Raw genomic sequence first — 14,637 nt, 5'->3', positions numbered from 1 at the left:
CAGGGTCAATGCTGCGAGCAAAGGAACACCAATTGATTCAACTACGCGCGGATGGGAATAAAGCAAGATTTTGCCGTGACTTGGGTTGGGATTCGTGGGCAGCAAATTGCTGGCTTAGGAAAGGTCAACGGCCTACGTTGCAGCGCCTGGTCGTTATCAGTGCTCGTCACGACGTTCCCATTACTTCGTTGTTTGTCGAGAACAATATTATTGGCCTGGCTGATGAGTCGCAGACTAGGGAGCGACTGAAGCGAGTAGAAAGGAAGACTCGGCCGCAGCTTTTGCCTGTCCAACGAAGTGAGATCTCTGTCAGGTTGATTGCGGAGCTGAGTAAGCCTTCCCCTAGTTCAGTGAGCGCGATTGGACGAGAGTTGAAAATAAGTCGCTCTGCCTTGAAATATTGGTTTCCTGAACTGTGTCAGGCAATTGGCGAGCGCTATCGTGAATTTTTGGGGGAGGCTGCGGTGCGTGCGAGAGCAGATCGGCTGAAAGTCTTGAACGAAATTCTTGAGAAATTCGTCGCCGAGGGCTGTTGGCCGAGCAAGCGTGCAGTAGACCGAGAATTAAGCCGGCACGGGTTGGCGTTGGTCCGGACAGAATTGGCCAGTACCTACCAGCAGTTTATGAGTCAGTTGGGTAAAGATTAATATCGGCAAGACAAGCCATCGCAGCAATTCTGTGCGATTGAGATCTGGGTGGATATGAGCTGCCGTGTATTCACAGTCGGCCGGAATTTCGGGAGTTTTCGCAGGAATTGGGCTAACCCCGTGGCCCTATAGGAAAGAAGCTACAGCAAGCCACAGTGAGCCCAACCAGTATGGATGTTCGTTTAGCCAAGATTAGCTAAATTACGCATCAGGTAGTCATTGAACATCGGAACAGTAAAGGCAATGTCGCCGTGTGATGGACTGTAAATCATGCCCTTGCTGATGATTTGCGCTCGGCGAGGCCCAAGGCTCTGCGCTGACTCGTTAAGCGCATCGGCGACATCTGAAGAACGATAGGGCCCATTACCTAATCTCGCCATGGCGATGACGTACTCACGCTCTTTAGGCGTCAGTCGATCGAAACGCACCTTAAAAAATCCTTCGTCAAGACGTTTTAGCGTGATCGCCTCTGCCTGCTTCGCATCTTCGACAGTAATGATATTGCCGATCGCCAGATTCCAGGACTGATGCCCCCATTCTTGCAAAAAATAGGGATAGCCCTTCGTCTTGCGAAAAATTTCAATTAAAGCATCTTCATTAATAACGGCACCTTCTTCGTTGACGGGTTGCTGGATTGCATCCTTGGCATCTGCTTCAGACAGAGCGCCGACCTCGGGATAATGGAATAATCTCTCCGCATACGACTTAGCCTCTCCCGACAGTGCTGCGACTTGCGGTAATCCCGCTCCGAAAAATAGAACGGGTAGTTGGCTTTGGTTGATCTTGTGTAGAGAAACGATGAGCGCAGCCAAGTCCTTCTGGCTGAGATATTGGACCTCATCAATCAGCAGAGTCCATGCCTTCCCTGCTGCCTTGGCTGCCTCGCCGATCCTCACGAATAGCTCCGGAAGATCATTCTCCAAGTCGCCACTGTCCGCGACACCCACTTCGGCGTCCACGGCAATTGCCACGTCCCCATATTCAAACTTGAATACCGAAGCAAACGATCTTAGTGCCCGTAATGCGTCGTAGGCTTTAGCCTTGGCATTGTCGGTAAGAGAGAGCTTGCGAAGCACCTGATGCACGCGTGGTAACAGTAGCTCCCCGAGGGACTTGTTTTCTGGTGCTTCGATACTAGAGGTTAGGTGGCCGCGCTCGTTGGCCATGGTTTCGACTGCATTAAGAAGAACGGTCTTTCCCACTCCACGTAGGCCCAAGAACATTTGGGAACGACTGGGCTTGCCGAGTAAGGCGCGATCAATGGCTATTCGTGCGTCTTCGATAATAACCTGCCGCCCAGCAAGTTCTGGCGGACGACTACCTGCTCCGGGGGCAAAAGGATTTCTAACAGGATCCATGACCGCTCCATTTCTATGAATATTGAACAAAGTATATCTCGTGGAAGATATACGTAGCTATACATAGCTATACTTTGTTAGATATTGGTAGAAATTGCGGCGGGGAGCTACGGAATTGAAGTAATCCTTCAGATCACCCGGCAAGCCGAGAAAGTCATTCTCATTAGAGGTTTCCGTCGCTCCTAAGGTTCGACGGCATTATCCGATGCACGAAAGAATATTGCCAATAATTAACTATCTTGAGTTGTTCGGGCGTAAGCTGCCTTGTTGAGGGATGTCTCTTTTGTGACACAGAAACAGTCGACGATTTCGGTGGTAGATAGCTACCCGAGCTAACGGTAACGTTAGTATCAAGCCGATGCGGCGCATGGCGCAAAACGTGCGACAGTAATCAGCGTTGCGGCAAATCTATTGTTCCAAAACCAAAAAACGGTAAATCAATGGTTCCAATACGTGCCGGAGAAGGTGGGGCAGGGATAGCAGCTTCGCGTTTGGAAGCCTTAAATGAGTCAATTCCAGGATGGACGGTGCTGACTGCGGCAAGGGTATGATTCAAATAGGCGGCAGAACTATGCTTCCAGCTACACCCAGTCCCGCCGTGGTTTTTGTGCATTTTTGCCCATCCGGATCGCGTTTTTGTCAGTCCGATGACAGCATTCCCGGAGTTTGTTTGGTAGTAGTTTGCATTACCTTGCAGGTAATCGTCGATCGCCCGATTTTGGCTCACAATGCAGCTGTATGTTAAAGCCGACAACTGACCGGCAACTTGACGATATATCACTGTAATCACGCGTTAAAAGTTTGACGGATTCGGACGCAAGCCTTTATAATCGCCGGGCTTCTAAACCGCCGTCTGCTCATAATGAGTGCGGCCTGCACGATATTGGATATATATGCTGCGCATCATCCTTTTGCAGCTTGTGGCCATGGTCGTCGCTGCATGTATTGCTGGTTTGCTGGGCGGGGTATCTGCGTTGTGGTCTGCATTGCTGGGAGGAATGTGTTGCTTCATTCCCAACGGCCTGTTCGCCCTCCGTCTCTATACAAGTACTCGCAAGCCTGGTGGGGCTGACCCGATGACGTTTTTGTTCGGGGAATTTATCAAGATTGCTACGACTCTTGCGCTCATGGGCGCAGTTGTTTGGTTGTATCGCGATGTGAACTGGCTCGCATTTGTGCTGAGCTTCATCGTGGTGCTTAAAAGTTACTTAATCTTACTGTTTAGACATCGACCATGACTGCTGCTGCGCACGCACCTACTGCTTCAGAATACATCGTCCACCATCTCGGACATTTTTCCTCGCAACACCAGGACAAGATCGTCGATTTCTCGATCATCAACATGGACACCATCTTCTGGTCGGTGTTCTGCGGCGTGGTCGGCTGCCTGTTCATGTACCTGGCAGCACGCAAGGCCACTTCCGGCGTGCCGGGCCGTTTCCAGGCATTCGTCGAAATGGTGGTCGAAATGGTCGAAGACCAATCCAAGGCCATCGTTCACGGCGACCGTACTTTCATCGCTCCGCTGGCGCTGACCGTGTTCGTCTGGGTCGCCCTGATGAACTCATTGGACTTCCTTCCTGTCGATCTGGTGTCGGGCATCATGCGTCTGGCCGGCCTGGAAGAAATCCATCATCGCATCGTTCCTACCGCCGACCTGAACGGCACCTTGGGCATCGCTCTGGGCGTGCTGGCGCTGATGCTGTACTACAGCTTCAAGATCAAGGGTGCGGGCGGCTTCATCCATGAACTGTTTGCGGCGCCGTTCGGCATCTGGCTGGCGCCTTTCAATCTGCTGTTGAATATCATTGAATTTGCTGCAAAGACCGTGTCGCTGGGCATGCGGTTGTTCGGCAACATGTATGCGGGCGAGCTGTTGTTCTTGCTGATCGCATTGCTGGGTTCGGCTGCTACGGCGTTCGGCTTTGTCGGCCACGTCATCGCAGGTTCGATCTGGGCAATTTTCCACATCCTGATCGTGCTGCTGCAAGCATTCATTTTCATGATGTTGACACTGGTTTACCTCGGCCAGGCGCATGAGGCGCACTAACAAGGCTGCTGTACGGTTTTAGCTTTTTTGGTTTGTTTTTTTGATTTTCGTATTAACTTTAACTTTCTAAGGAATTGTCATGACTGATGTCTCTTTCGTTGCTTTGGCTTGCGGTTTGATCATTGGCCTGGGTGCTATCGGTGCTTGTATCGGTATCGCAATCATGGGCGGTAAGTACCTCGAAGCATCTGCACGTCAGCCAGAACTGATGAACACGCTGCAAACCAAGATGTTCCTGCTGGCCGGTCTGATCGACGCTGCGTTCCTGATCGGTGTCGGTATCGCCATGTTGTTCGCATTTGCAAATCCGTTCATCGCGAAGTAATTCGGGCGGCATAGCCGATTCTCACTTTTGCCGGATTACTGATCCGGCACACGATATTCTGAGAAGGAAATTACCGTGAACTTAAATGCAACATTGTTTGCGCAGTTCGTGGTCTTCTTCATCCTCGCCGGCTTTACGATGAAATTCGTTTGGCCGCCGTTGATCAAGGCGCTCGACGAGCGTGCGAAGAAGATTGCGGACGGCTTGGCTGCGGCTGACCGCGGCAAGGCTGACCTGGCGGCTGCTGAAAAGCGCGTTCAGGCAGAACTGTCGACAGCACGCGACGAAGGCCAGAAACGTATTGGCGACGCTGAAAAGCGTGCTCAGCTGATCATCGAAGAAGCGAAGAAAACCGCTTCCGAGGAAGCCGCGCGCATCATCGCCAATGCAAAGGCCGATGCAGAGCAGCAAGTGACCAAAGCGCGTGAAGAATTGCGCGGCGAAGTTGCGACCCTCGCGGTCAAAGGCGCCGAACAGATTCTGAAGCGTGAAGTCAATGCTGCGGCGCATGCCGACTTGCTGACCCAACTGAAGACAGAGCTGTAATATGGCCGAACTCGCAACGATCGCTCGCCCTTACGCAGAAGCCCTGTTTCGTGTAGCCAAAGCCGGCAGTTTGTCGGCTTGGGCTGATCTTGTTTCCGAGATGGCGCAAGCTGCAGCGCACCATGACGTGAAAGACATGGCTCAAAATCCGGCACTGTCGGATGAGCAAGTCGTTTCCACGTTTTCGTCCGTTCTGAAAACACCATTGAGCGTCGAAGCGAAGAACTTCGTCAGCGCGCTGGTGCAGAACGGCCGTCTGACGCTGTTGCCTGAAATCGCCGCCCAATTCCATACGCTGAAAAACGCACAGGAAGGCGCCGCTGATGCAGAAATCACCAGCGCGTTCGAATTGTCCGATGCGCAGTTGAAGGATGTGGTCGTCACGCTGGAAAAGAAATTCGGTCGCAAGCTGACGCCAACCGTCAAGGTGGACAATGCTTTGATCGGCGGCGTGCGTGTGGTTGTCGGTGACGAAGTGTTCGATACCTCGGTGCGCGCGAAGCTGCAACAGTTACATGTTGCCTTGGCTGCATAAAACCTGGGCCTTGGCGTAAGAGCCTAAGCGATAGAAAAATTTTTAGGAGTTAGTATGCAACTCAACGCATCTGAAATCAGCGAGCTGATCAAGAGCCGGATTCAAGGCCTTGGCGATACCGCTGAGATTCGCAATCAAGGCACGGTTATTTCCGTGTCCGACGGTATCTGCCGTATCCATGGTCTGTCTGACGTGATGCAAGGTGAGATGCTGGAATTCCCAGGCAACACTTTCGGCCTGGCGCTGAACCTGGAGCGCGATTCGGTGGGCGCCGTTATTCTGGGCGACTTCGAACACATTTCCGAAGGCGATACAGTCAAATGTACCGGCCGTATCCTGGAAGTGCCTATTGGTCCGGAACTGCGCGGCCGTGTAGTGAATGCACTGGGCCAGCCTATCGACGGCAAGGGTCCGGTCAATACCAAGCTGACAGCCCCGATTGAAAAGATCGCCCCAGGCGTTATTGCCCGCCAATCCGTTTCGCAGCCAATGCAGACCGGCATCAAGTCGATCGACGCGATGGTGCCGATCGGCCGCGGTCAGCGCGAACTGATCATCGGCGACCGTCAAACCGGCAAGACTGCTGTTGCGATTGATGCGATCATCAATCAAAAGGGCCAGGACGTGACATGTATCTATGTCGCGATCGGTCAAAAAGCATCATCGATCAAGAACATCGTGCGCTCGCTGGAAGCACACGGCGCCATGGAGTACACCATCGTTGTTACCGCATCGGCTTCCGAGTCGGCTGCGATGCAATACCTGTCGGCCTACTCCGGCTGTGCAATGGGCGAATACTTCCGTGACCGTGGTCAAGATGCGCTGATCGTGTATGACGATCTGTCCAAGCAAGCTGTTGCATACCGTCAGGTATCCCTGCTGCTGCGCCGTCCACCAGGCCGTGAAGCTTATCCTGGCGACGTGTTCTACCTCCACAGCCGTTTGCTGGAACGCGCAGCACGCGTGAACGAAAAGTACGTCGAAGATTTCACCAAGGGTGAAGTCAAGGGCAAGACTGGTTCGTTGACTGCACTGCCTATCATCGAAACGCAAGCAGGCGACGTTTCCGCCTTCGTTCCGACCAACGTGATTTCGATCACCGACGGTCAGATCTTCCTGGAAACATCGTTGTTCAACGCTGGTATCCGTCCTGCGATCAACGCCGGTATTTCGGTGTCGCGCGTCGGTGGCGCTGCTCAAACCAAGGTCATCAAGAGCCTGTCCGGCGGTATCCGTACCGATCTGGCGCAGTATCGCGAGCTGGCAGCGTTTGCGCAATTTGCTTCCGATCTCGACGAAGCGACCCGCAAGCAGCTGGATCGTGGCGCCCGCGTCACCGAGCTGTTGAAGCAAGCGCAATACTCGCCGTTGTCGATCTCGCTGATGGCTGTGACTTTGTTCGCAGTCAACAAGGGTTTCCTGGACAGCATCGAAGTCAAGCAGGTACTGCCGTTCGAAAGCGGTCTGCATAATTTCATGAAGACCAGCCACGCGCCTTTGCTGCAAAAGATCGAAGAAACCAAGCAAATCGACAAAGATGGTGAAGCTGCATTGTCTGCTGCCGTTGCTGATTTCAAAAAATCGTTCGTAGCTTAATTTAACTGGAGCACGGAATGGCTACAGGTAAAGAGATACGCAGCAAGATCAAGAGCGTAGAAAATACGAAGAAGATCACCAAGGCGATGGAAATGGTTGCTGCCTCCAAAATGCGCAAAGCGCAGGACCGGATGCGTGCGGCACGTCCCTACAGTGAAAAGATCCGTAATATCGCGTCTAACTTGTCGCAAGCCAATCCAGAGTACACGCACCCGTTCATGGTTAAGCAGGACAACTCCAAGAACGTTGGTTTCATCGTCGTCACCACAGACAAAGGTCTGTGCGGCGGCATGAATACCAACTCCTTGCGTTTGCTGACCGCGAAACTGCGTGAGCTGGAAGGACAAGGAAACAAGGTTCAAGCAGTAGCGATCGGCAACAAGGGTCTGGGTTTCCTCAACCGGATCGGCGCCACCGTCGTTGCGCATGCCGTGCAAATGGGTGATACGCCACATCTGGACAAGCTGATCGGGCCAGTGAAAGTGCTGCTCGATGCTTACCAGGAAGGTCGCCTCGACGCGGTTTATCTGGTGTACACCAAGTTCATCAACACGATGAAGCAAGAGCCGATGCTGCAGCAATTGCTGCCGTTGTCAGTTGATCGTCTTGAGGCTGATAGTAAGGCTGGTGATGCAGGTTCGCATTCCTGGGACTACATTTACGAGCCGGATGTGCAAAGCGTCATCGATGAATTGCTGGTGCGTTATGTGGAAGCGTTGATTTATCAGGCTGTCGCAGAAAACATGGCGTCCGAGCAATCGGCGCGGATGGTGGCGATGAAGTCGGCTAGCGACAACGCGGGTAACGTGATCGGCGAATTGAAACTGGTTTACAACAAGACTCGTCAAGCTGCGATTACCAAAGAACTCTCGGAAATCGTTGCCGGTGCGGCTGCGGTGTAACGCGCAAACTGCGCTTAACAGAACTTAATTTTATATTATTGAAGGAACGAAAATGGCTGATGGCAAAATCGTTCAGTGTATCGGCGCTGTGGTGGACGTTGAATTCCCACGTGACGCGATGCCTAAGATTTACGACGCCTTGAAGATGGATGGCTCGGAACTGACGCTGGAAGTACAACAACAGCTGGGCGACGGCGTAGTCCGTACCATTGCGCTGGGTACATCCGACGGTTTGCGCCGCGGCATGGCAATCAAGAACACAGGCCAGCCAATCATGGTGCCGACCGGTAAAGCAACACTGGGTCGTATCATGGACGTGCTGGGCAACCCGATCGATGAATGCGGTCCGGTGAGCCACGCAACGACGGCCTCGATCCACCGCAAGGCTCCTGCGTACGACGAACTGTCGCCGTCGCAAGAACTGCTGGAAACCGGCATCAAGGTTATCGACCTGGTGTGTCCGTTTGCCAAGGGCGGTAAAGTCGGTCTGTTCGGCGGCGCGGGTGTGGGCAAGACCGTGAACATGATGGAACTGATCAACAACATCGCCAAGGCGCACAGCGGCTTGTCCGTGTTCGCCGGTGTTGGTGAGCGTACCCGTGAAGGTAACGACTTCTATCACGAAATGGCCGACGCCAAGGTTGTGGATCTGGAAACTCCGGAGAACTCCAAGGTCGCCATGGTCTACGGTCAGATGAACGAACCGCCGGGCAACCGTCTGCGCGTGGCGCTGACCGGCCTGACGATCGCCGAAGGCTTCCGCGACGAAGGTAAAGACGTGCTGTTCTTCGTCGACAATATCTACCGTTACACACTGGCCGGTACTGAAGTTTCCGCGCTGCTGGGCCGTATGCCTTCAGCCGTGGGTTACCAGCCTACGCTGGCTTCGGAAATGGGCCAGCTGCAAGAGCGTATTACTTCGACCAAGACTGGTTCGATCACATCGATCCAGGCCGTCTACGTTCCAGCGGATGACTTGACCGACCCATCGCCAGCCACCACGTTTGCCCACTTGGATTCGACCGTCGTTCTGTCGCGTGACATCGCTTCGCTGGGTATCTACCCTGCGGTCGATCCACTCGACTCGACATCGCGCCAGCTGGATCCGCAAGTCGTCGGCCAGGAGCACTACGAAACAGCCCGCGCTGTTCAAGGCATCCTGCAACGCTACAAGGAACTGCGTGACATCATCGCGATTCTGGGTATGGACGAACTGGCTCCGGAAGACAAGCTCCTCGTTGCTCGCGCACGTAAGATGCAGCGTTTCCTGTCGCAACCGTTCCACGTTGCTGAAGTGTTTACCGGTTCGCCAGGTAAATACGTTTCGCTGAAAGACACGATCAAGGGCTTCAAGATGATCGCTAGCGGCGAACTCGATCACCTGCCGGAACAAGCGTTCTACATGGTTGGCACGATCGAAGAAGCAATCGAAAAGGCCAAGAAGATCAACTAAGATCTCTTGATTCTCGCGAAGCCGTTATTGCCTGAAGTCCGGGCAAGACGGCTGACCGGATAGGAAACGATATGGCACATACTATTCACGTTGACGTAGTCTCCGCCGAAGAAGCAATCTTCTCCGGCGAGGCGGAATTCGTCGTGTTGCCGGGTGAATCGGGTGAGTTGGGGATTTATCCTCGCCACACTCCCTTGATCACGCGCATCAAGCCAGGTGCAGTACGCATCAAGATTCCTGGCCAGGCGCAAGAAGAGTTCGTATTCGTCGCCGGTGGTTTGCTGGAAGTGCAGCCTGACACCGTGACCGTTCTGGCCGACACCGCAATCCGCGGCTCGGACCTGGACGAAGCCAAGGCCAGCACCGCGAAGAAACTCGCGGAAGAAGCCCTGGCGAATCGCGACTCCAAAATCGATTACGCAGCTGCACAAGCCGAACTGGCGACCGCAGTGGCGCAATTGGCCGCGATCGCAAGATTGCGTCAGAAGCGTTAATTACCCGCGCTCTGCGGCAACGGCATTCAGCATCATTGAAAAAGGCAGCTTCGGCTGCCTTTTTTATTGGCTGCGAATTTACCGGTCCTGCCATCACCGCCGCTGCTACCGATACACGACGCGTGTACGCATGATCGGTTAAAGTGAATATTTCCGCACATTCGCTGATGTTGCTTTGAGCTGCCTCATGCAGGCGCCGGCAGCCTCTGCCTTTTTACACAGGAGTTGCTCCATGAGCGCCAAGCCAGTCATCGCCGTCGTCGGCCTGTCCAATCGTCCCGACCGTCCCAGCTACGACGTCACCGCCTACATGCAGCGTGAAGGTTATCGCATCGTCGCCGTCAATCCCATGTACGCCGGCCAGCAGATCCTCGGCGAGCACTGTTACGCCAGCCTGACCGAAGCCGCGCAGGCGCTGGCCGGCCAGGTTACGATTTCCATCGTCGACTGCTTCCGCAAATCCGCGGATATTCCGCCGGTGGTCGACGAAGCCATCGCCATTGGGGCGGCTTGCGTGTGGATGCAGCAGGGTATCGTCAACGACGCCGCCGCAGCCAAGGCCAAGGCCGCCGGTCTGACAGTCATCATGGACCGTTGCATCAAGGTTGATCACGCCATGGGAATTAGCCACGGCGTGTTGTAGTCCAATCGCTTTCATTGCGCCGGAAGGCACACAGGAGATCGTCACGATGGGTATACGCGAACAATTCCGCGCGACCAAAAGGCAGGAAATCAAGGACGAAAACGCCGGCGTCAAACCGCTCTCCAGCGGCGACAAGGCCGCCGACAAATTGCAGGTCCAGGCATTGGCGGCGCAGATCGCCGAGCAACAGGCGATGCTGTTCGCGCAGCATGAGCGCAAAGTGCTGGTGGTGCTGCAAGGCATGGATACCAGCGGCAAGGACGGCACCGTGTCCGGCGTATTCGGCGGCGTCAATCCGCAAGGCCTGCGCATCGTCAGCTACAAGGCCCCGAGCCAGCTTGAACTGCAGCACGACTACCTGTGGCGCATCCATCAGCAAGTGCCGGCCAAAGGCGAACTGATCATCTTCAATCGCAGCCACTACGAAGATGTGCTGATCACGCGCGTGCATAATTGGATCGATGCGGCCGAATGCAAGCGCCGCTACGCACAGATCAACGATTTTGAACGCCTGCTCAGCGAGACCGGCACCGTGGTGTTGAAGTTCTTCCTGCACATCTCGAAGGACCAGCAGCGCGCGCGGCTGCAGGAGCGCGTCGACGATCCCGCCAAGCATTGGAAATTCGAGCTGCAGGATCTGGAGGAGCGCAAGAGCTGGGACGACTACCAGAAGGTCTACAGCCAGGCGATCCAGGCCACCGATGCCGATCACGCGCCGTGGTACGTGATTCCGTCGGATTCCAAGACCCACCGCAACCTCGCCATCGCGGGCGTGGTGCTGGAAACCCTGCAGGCAATGAAGCTGGCTTTTCCGCCGGCCAAGAAAGAACTCGCCGGCCTCAAGGTGAAATAGGCGTGCGTCGCTGGCTGCCCGAATTGCTGGCCTTGCCGCTGCTGCCCTGGTTGTATGCGCAGGGCAAACGCACGCGTCGCATCACACCGCGTCTTCCCGAAGCGGACGGCGCGCGGGAAGGCTTGTGCACGCCGGCCGAGGCCGGTGACGCGGTCCCGGTGGTGCTCATCGCCATCGGTGAGTCGCCGGTAGCCGGAGTGGGTGTGGAGCGTCAGGAAGAAGCCATCACCGCGCAGTTTGCGCAGGAACTGGCCGTTGCGCTGCGACGGCCTGTGCAGTGGCGCGCCTTCGGCAAGAACGGCGCCACGGTGGCGGACGCCCACCGTGACGTCTTGCCGCAGCTCGCACAGTCCTCACTACCGAAAATGCCTCGCATGCAGGAACTCCGCATCGTGCTGATCGCCTTCGGCGTCAACGACAGCACTGCTTTCCATGGCAGCGGCCGTTACCGTCGCGACCTCGCCGCGTTGGCGCACGCATTGCAGCGGCAACTGTCGCCGAGCTTGCTGCTGATTTCCGGCGCGCCGCCGCTGCATCTGTTCCCCGCGCTGCCCCAACCTTTGCGCCATCTGCTTGGAATGAAAGCCGCAGTGCTCAGCCGGGCCGCGCAGCAACTCGCGGCGGAGTTGCCGCGAGCGATTTATGTGCCGGTGCGCAGCGACGCCCGCGAACGCAACCTGATGGCGCATGACGGCTATCACCCGTCGGCCGCGGGCGCGCGCATCTGGGCGCAACAGTTGGCGCAGGCAACTGTCGAAGGCTTGCGTACGCTGGGCGCGCTGAAATAAAAACGCCCGCGTCATCGGCGGGCGTTGCACTGCTCGGCATCAATCAATCCGTCAACGCATCAATACAGCCACTTGTTGAGCACGCGATCATAGTCGCCGGTGGCTTTCTGCAAATGCATCCAGGCATCCACGTATTCCTTGAAGGCGACATCGGCGCGCGGCAGCATGAAAGCTTTCTCCGAGAATTGCAAGGGCTGGTCCGGATGTACCGGGCACAGCTCGGGATGCTGTTTCGCCTGCCACAAGGTTTCGCTGGCGTCCGTGACCATGATGTCGGCCTTGCCGTCGATGATCTGCTGGAAGATCGTGACGTTGTCCGGATGCAGGATCAACTGCGCCTGCTTGTAATTGGCGCGCGCAAAGCGCTCGTTGGTGCCGCCCGGATTGAAGATGGCCCGCGTGGTTGGCTTGTCGATCATCTCCAGCGTCTGGAACTTGGCGACGTCGGCGCAGCGCACGATCGGCGACTTGCCGTCGACCATGTGCGAGACCGCAAACGCGGCTTTCTTCTGGCGGTCCAGCGTCACCGAAACACCGCCCATGGCGATGTCGCATTTGGCCAGGAAATCGGTCATCAGGTTGGTCCAGGTGGTTTTGACCAGTTGCACTTCGACGCCCAGCGACTTGGCCAGTGATTGCGCCAGGTCGACGTCCATGCCTTCAAACGTGTTGTCGGTCTTGAAATAGGTGAACGGCTTGTAGTCGCCCGTCATGCACACGCGCAACTTGCCGGACTTGATCACCTCGTCCAAGCGGCTGCTTTCGGCGGCGCCAGCGGTCTGCATCGCCATGCCGGCGCACAGCAGCGTGAGCGGCAACAGCCATTTCCTGAAATACTTTTTCATATCGTCTCCTCCATGTTTTTGTAAAGCAAAGACGATATCACCAGCGGCCCCGGGCATCAATCGGGCACGGCTGTTTTACGGTTTGAATGAGATAATAGAAGATTGCCGATGCGGCCAACATGAAGTCCCATTGCTCCAGATCGCTCCCATGTCTCAATTGTCCACATCTCAATTTGCTCCGCTCAAGAACGACACCTTCCTGCGCGCCTTGCTACGCCAGCCGACCAATTACACGCCGCTGTGGCTGATGCGCCAGGCTGGCCGCTACCTGCCCGAATACCGCGCCACGCGCGCCCGCGCCGGTTCCTTCCTGGGGCTGGCCAAGAATCCCGATTACGCCACTGAAGTCACGCTGCAGCCGCTCGAGCGCTATCCGCTGGATGCCGCGATCCTGTTCTCCGACATCCTGACCGTGCCGGATGCGATGGGCCTGGGCCTGTTCTTCGCTGACGGCGAGGGACCAAAGTTCGAGCGCCCGCTGCGCGACGAAAAGGCCGTGCTGGCGCTGCAGGCGCCTCAACTGGACAGCCTGCAGTACGTGTTCGACGCCGTCACCCAGATCCGCACCGAACTGGATGGCCGTGTGCCGCTGATCGGCTTCTCGGGCAGTCCGTGGACGCTGGCCTGTTACATGGTGGAAGGCGGCGGCTCCGACGACTTCCGCACCGTCAAGACCATGCTGTACGACCGTCCCGACCTGATGCACCACATCCTCCGGACCAATGCAGCCGCCGTCGCCGCCTACCTGAACGCGCAGATCGGTTAAAAAGGGGGGCGGGGCGCTGGCGGACGGCGTATACCAGGCGTTTTCGCTGCACTACATGCGCGAAGTCATGCGCCAGCTCAAGCGTGACAAGGACGGCGTCAAGATTCCGGCGATCGTCTTCACCAAGGGCGGCGGATTGTGGCTCGAGCAGATGCCGTGGGGCTGGACTGGACCGTCAATCTGGCCGATGCGCGTCGCCGCGTCGGAGACAAGGTGGCGCTGCAGGGCAATCTCGATCCTAACGTGCTGTTTGCCGGGCCGGCGCAGATCCAGGCCGAAGTTCGCAAGCTGCTGGAATCCTTCGGCAAGCCCGAAGCGGGCGTAGGGCACGTGTTCAACCTTGGTCACGGCATCTCCCAGTTCACCCCGCCGGAGTCGGTCACGATACTGGTGGAGGCGGTACACGGCATCAGCCGGGAACTGCGCGGCTGATCTCCACCGCCCAGAACGACGATAAATCGCTGAAAACAAAGTACATACTCACCAGCATGCGAAACGGTGCACATTGCACATGCGCGCAGGCTCACTTATGCACACGGACGGGGCTTCCCTTAGTGGGAATCATTCATATCCATATTTGTAATGCGGTGGAATTTCGAATTTTGCAAGTGATTGATTTTTAAGGAATTTGTTTCTTGCGCGGGATTTGTGCAAACTATCGAGACCCGCATGAAACGTGGGGTTCGGGACTGTCAAGAGGTAGTTGCCCACAAAGTTATCCACAGGAATTGTGGATAGCTGAAAAAGCACTTATGAAACCGTGAGTTACATACCTTTTTAACGTTTTACTTTAAAACCGAGTCAGAATCCTACTCGGCTGTCAGTGCCTTCCCGAC

At 55.7% G+C, this 14,637-nt stretch carries 16 protein-coding genes and 1 pseudogene; 14 read left to right on the top strand and 3 right to left on the bottom strand.

The features are described 5' to 3' along the window. On the top strand, nt 1–647 hold a 647-nt coding region (locus tag HLUSI_RS0117280), incomplete at its 5' end, for a hypothetical protein (protein ID WP_238534025.1). 182 nt (nt 648–829) lie between these two features. On the opposite strand, the gene HLUSI_RS0117275 is transcribed toward HLUSI_RS0117280, so the two are convergent. Both HLUSI_RS0117275 and HLUSI_RS32785 read right to left on the bottom strand, forming a co-directional pair. Next, nucleotides 830–2,005 (bottom strand): ATP-binding protein, encoded by a 1,176-nt coding sequence (locus HLUSI_RS0117275; RefSeq protein ID WP_029363664.1) that lies wholly within the window; start codon nt 2,003–2,005, stop codon nt 830–832. Between the two features lie 391 nt (nt 2,006–2,396). Beyond that, a complete protein-coding gene (locus HLUSI_RS32785; RefSeq protein ID WP_157137888.1) occupies nt 2,397–2,795 on the bottom strand; it encodes a hypothetical protein in 399 nt (132 codons plus the stop codon). Nucleotides 2,796–2,898: 103 nt separating this feature from the next. Here HLUSI_RS32785 and HLUSI_RS0117270 point away from each other — a divergent pair, with 103 nt between their 5' ends. The 12 genes from HLUSI_RS0117270 to HLUSI_RS0117215 all read left to right on the top strand — a co-directional run bounded on the left by HLUSI_RS0117270 (nt 2,899) and on the right by HLUSI_RS0117215 (nt 12,190). Continuing rightward, a complete protein-coding gene (locus HLUSI_RS0117270) occupies nt 2,899–3,243 on the top strand; it encodes an ATP synthase subunit I (RefSeq protein WP_016835153.1) in 345 nt (114 codons plus the stop codon). Next, a complete protein-coding gene (gene atpB / locus HLUSI_RS0117265) occupies nt 3,240–4,055 on the top strand; it encodes a F0F1 ATP synthase subunit A (RefSeq protein ID WP_016835152.1) in 816 nt (271 codons plus the stop codon). Before HLUSI_RS0117270 ends, atpB begins: the two co-directional genes overlap by 4 nt. Nucleotides 4,056–4,134: 79 nt before the next feature. Continuing rightward, nucleotides 4,135–4,380 (top strand): F0F1 ATP synthase subunit C, encoded by a 246-nt coding sequence (gene atpE, locus HLUSI_RS0117260; protein ID WP_006461334.1) that lies wholly within the window; start codon nt 4,135–4,137, stop codon nt 4,378–4,380. 75 nt (nt 4,381–4,455) lie between these two features. Then, on the top strand, nt 4,456–4,926 hold the full coding sequence (locus HLUSI_RS0117255; RefSeq protein WP_029363663.1) for a F0F1 ATP synthase subunit B: 471 nt from the start codon (nt 4,456–4,458) through the stop codon (nt 4,924–4,926). A gap of 1 nt (nt 4,927) precedes the next feature. Beyond that, nucleotides 4,928–5,461, top strand: coding sequence for a F0F1 ATP synthase subunit delta (locus tag HLUSI_RS0117250; RefSeq protein ID WP_016835150.1), 534 nt, complete (start codon nt 4,928–4,930; stop codon nt 5,459–5,461). Nucleotides 5,462–5,515: 54 nt separating this feature from the next. Then, nucleotides 5,516–7,057, top strand: a complete 1,542-nt coding sequence (gene atpA / locus HLUSI_RS0117245; protein ID WP_016835149.1) for a F0F1 ATP synthase subunit alpha — start codon at nt 5,516–5,518, stop codon at nt 7,055–7,057. A gap of 17 nt (nt 7,058–7,074) precedes the next feature. Further along, nucleotides 7,075–7,959 carry a F0F1 ATP synthase subunit gamma gene (atpG, locus tag HLUSI_RS0117240; RefSeq protein WP_016835148.1) on the top strand — a complete coding sequence of 295 codons (885 nt, stop codon included), beginning with the start codon at nt 7,075–7,077 and terminating at the stop codon, nt 7,957–7,959. A 52-nt stretch (nt 7,960–8,011) separates the two neighbouring features. Continuing rightward, nucleotides 8,012–9,412, top strand: a complete 1,401-nt coding sequence (gene atpD, locus HLUSI_RS0117235; RefSeq protein ID WP_016835147.1) for a F0F1 ATP synthase subunit beta — start codon at nt 8,012–8,014, stop codon at nt 9,410–9,412. 71 nt (nt 9,413–9,483) lie between these two features. After that, nucleotides 9,484–9,906 (top strand): F0F1 ATP synthase subunit epsilon, encoded by a 423-nt coding sequence (locus HLUSI_RS0117230; protein WP_016835146.1) that lies wholly within the window; start codon nt 9,484–9,486, stop codon nt 9,904–9,906. Nucleotides 9,907–10,138: 232 nt separating this feature from the next. Then, nucleotides 10,139–10,549: a CoA-binding protein gene (locus HLUSI_RS0117225; RefSeq protein ID WP_016835145.1), complete on the top strand. Its 411-nt coding sequence runs from the start codon at nt 10,139–10,141 to the stop codon at nt 10,547–10,549. Between the two features lie 46 nt (nt 10,550–10,595). Beyond that, nucleotides 10,596–11,402: a PPK2 family polyphosphate kinase gene (locus HLUSI_RS0117220; RefSeq protein ID WP_016835144.1), complete on the top strand. Its 807-nt coding sequence runs from the start codon at nt 10,596–10,598 to the stop codon at nt 11,400–11,402. Nucleotides 11,403–11,404: 2 nt separating this feature from the next. Then, nucleotides 11,405–12,190, top strand: coding sequence for an SGNH/GDSL hydrolase family protein (locus tag HLUSI_RS0117215; protein WP_016835143.1), 786 nt, complete (start codon nt 11,405–11,407; stop codon nt 12,188–12,190). A gap of 59 nt (nt 12,191–12,249) precedes the next feature. Here the strand turns inward: HLUSI_RS0117215 and HLUSI_RS0117210 are convergent, their stop codons facing one another. After that, nucleotides 12,250–13,035 (bottom strand): transporter substrate-binding domain-containing protein, encoded by a 786-nt coding sequence (locus tag HLUSI_RS0117210; RefSeq protein WP_016835142.1) that lies wholly within the window; start codon nt 13,033–13,035, stop codon nt 12,250–12,252. A gap of 148 nt (nt 13,036–13,183) precedes the next feature. On the opposite strand from HLUSI_RS0117210, the pseudogene hemE reads away from it, so the two are divergent. Beyond that, nucleotides 13,184–14,233: pseudogene (gene hemE / locus HLUSI_RS29235) on the top strand (uroporphyrinogen decarboxylase). Nucleotides 14,234–14,637: the final 404 nt, after the last annotated feature.

The organism is Herbaspirillum lusitanum P6-12 (assembly GCF_000256565.1).
Classification (GTDB): domain Bacteria; phylum Pseudomonadota; class Gammaproteobacteria; order Burkholderiales; family Burkholderiaceae_D; genus Herbaspirillum; species Herbaspirillum lusitanum.
Note: the sequence above shows the minus strand (reverse complement) of the source record. Positions and strands in the feature narration are given on the sequence as shown.

Excerpts from the sequence above, each read along its gene's own strand:
- HLUSI_RS0117275 (WP_029363664.1), bottom strand. The coding sequence starts at position 2,005 with ATGGATCCTGTTAGAAATCCTTTTGCCCCCGGAGCAGGTAGTCGTCCG.
- HLUSI_RS0117270 (WP_016835153.1), top strand. The coding sequence starts at position 2,899 with ATGCTGCGCATCATCCTTTTGCAGCTTGTGGCCATGGTCGTCGCTGCA.
- atpB (WP_016835152.1), top strand. The coding sequence starts at position 3,240 with ATGACTGCTGCTGCGCACGCACCTACTGCTTCAGAATACATCGTCCAC.
- atpE (WP_006461334.1), top strand. The coding sequence starts at position 4,135 with ATGACTGATGTCTCTTTCGTTGCTTTGGCTTGCGGTTTGATCATTGGC.
- HLUSI_RS0117250 (WP_016835150.1), top strand. The coding sequence starts at position 4,928 with ATGGCCGAACTCGCAACGATCGCTCGCCCTTACGCAGAAGCCCTGTTT.
- atpA (WP_016835149.1), top strand. The coding sequence starts at position 5,516 with ATGCAACTCAACGCATCTGAAATCAGCGAGCTGATCAAGAGCCGGATT.
- atpG (WP_016835148.1), top strand. The coding sequence starts at position 7,075 with ATGGCTACAGGTAAAGAGATACGCAGCAAGATCAAGAGCGTAGAAAAT.
- atpD (WP_016835147.1), top strand. The coding sequence starts at position 8,012 with ATGGCTGATGGCAAAATCGTTCAGTGTATCGGCGCTGTGGTGGACGTT.
- HLUSI_RS0117230 (WP_016835146.1), top strand. The coding sequence starts at position 9,484 with ATGGCACATACTATTCACGTTGACGTAGTCTCCGCCGAAGAAGCAATC.
- HLUSI_RS0117225 (WP_016835145.1), top strand. The coding sequence starts at position 10,139 with ATGAGCGCCAAGCCAGTCATCGCCGTCGTCGGCCTGTCCAATCGTCCC.
- HLUSI_RS0117220 (WP_016835144.1), top strand. The coding sequence starts at position 10,596 with ATGGGTATACGCGAACAATTCCGCGCGACCAAAAGGCAGGAAATCAAG.
- HLUSI_RS0117210 (WP_016835142.1), bottom strand. The coding sequence starts at position 13,035 with ATGAAAAAGTATTTCAGGAAATGGCTGTTGCCGCTCACGCTGCTGTGC.